The organism is Streptomyces calidiresistens, assembly GCF_014141525.1.
Lineage (GTDB): Bacteria > Actinomycetota > Actinomycetes > Streptomycetales > Streptomycetaceae > Streptomyces > Streptomyces calidiresistens.
Map to the genome: position 1 here is coordinate 1 of NZ_VKHS01001059.1, position 1,523 is coordinate 1,523.

Sequence of the window (1,523 nt, forward strand, 5' to 3'; positions counted from 1 at the left end):
CGGTGGGGTCGGGGACGGTGGGGTCGCTCATGGCTCGGATGGTACGCGGCGCGGGCCGGTCCACGGCCCCGCACGCCCGGTGGTCCGCCGGGACGCGGCGGCGTCCGCGGCGGGCCCGGAAAGACGTGCGGGGCAACCCCCGTCGGGGTGAGCGGACACGACCGACCGCGACCGGTCGCCCGCGGGGTTCGACCGCGTTCCGGTCGGAGACGACCGGTTGTCGCCGGATCCCGGACCACACCGGACCGGACCGGCTCAGTCGGTGTTGAGGTACACGCGGGGCACCCGGGCGCCGATCCGGGTCACGATCTCGTACCCGATGGTGCCGCAGGCCCTCGCCCAGTCCTCGGCGGTCGGCTCCCCGTGCTCGCCGGGGCCGAAGAGCACCGCCTCGTCCCCCGGTTCGGCCGGGTCGCCACCGAGGTCCACCACGAACTGATCCATCGCCACCCGACCGGCGATCGTCCGCCACTTGCCCGCGACCAGCACCGGCCCGACGCCCGAGGCGTGCCGGGGAATCCCGTCCGCGTACCCCGCCGGCACCAGGGCGAGGGTCGTCTCGCCGGGGGTGACGTAGTGGTGGCCGTACCCCACGCCGTGACCGCCCGGCACCCGCTTGACCCCCGCCAGGGCGGCGCGCAGGGTCATCGCCGGACGCAGCCCGTGGTCGCGCGGCAGGCCCAGTTCGGGGGCGGGCGACAGACCGTAGACGGCCAGGCCCGGCCGGATGAGGTCGTAGTGGGTCTCCGGGAGGGTCAGCGCGGCCGGGGAGTTCGCCAGGTGCCGCACCTCCGGGCGCAGACCGGCGCCCTCCGCCTCCGCCAGTGCGGACCGGAAGGCCTCCAGTTGCGGCGGGATCGACGGGTGGCCCGGCTCGTCGGCGCACGCCAGGTGGGACCACACCCCGGTCACCCGCACCAGGCCCTCCGCCTCCGCCGCCCGCGCGGCGGTCACCAGCGCGGGCCAGTCGGCGGGCGTGCAGCCGCCCCGGCCCAGACCGGTGTCGACCTTCAGCTGCACCCGGGCCGGACGACCGGTCGCGCGGACCGCCCCGATCACCTCGCGCAGCGCCCACGCGCCGCCGAGCGAGACGTCGATGTCCGCCGCGATCGCCTCCGCCCAGGGGCCGCCCGGCGTCCACAGCCAGCACAGCAGCGGCCCGGTGTCACCGGCCGCGCGCACCGCCAGCGCCTCCTCCGGGGTGGCCGTGGCCAGCCAGTCGGCCCCCGCCCGGCGGGCGGCCCGGGCACACGGCACCATGCCGTGGCCGTAGGCGTCGGCCTTCACCACCGCCATCACGCCGGCACCGCCGCGGGCCAGGCCGCGCAGGGCGCGCACGTTGTCGCGGACCGCCGCGAGATCGACCTCGGCGCGCACCCGGGGCGGGGCGACGGGGGCGTCACCCGGGTACCCGCGCCGGTCAACGAGCCGGTGCACGACTACGCACCGGGCAGCCCCGAGCGGGCACGCCTGGAGGAGTGGCTGCGGCGGCTCGCGGGCGAGTCCCCCGAGCTGCCCGTGAC

Annotated in this window: 1 protein-coding gene; it reads right to left on the reverse strand. The window is 77.9% G+C overall.

Annotated elements, in window-relative coordinates; all coding sequences use genetic code 11:
* Positions 1 to 255 precede the first annotated feature (255 nt).
* Complete coding sequence (alr, locus tag FOE67_RS25405; RefSeq protein WP_182667161.1) at positions 256 to 1,437, reverse strand: alanine racemase; 1,182 nt, start codon at positions 1,435 to 1,437, stop codon at positions 256 to 258.
* Positions 1,438 to 1,523 lie beyond the last annotated feature (86 nt).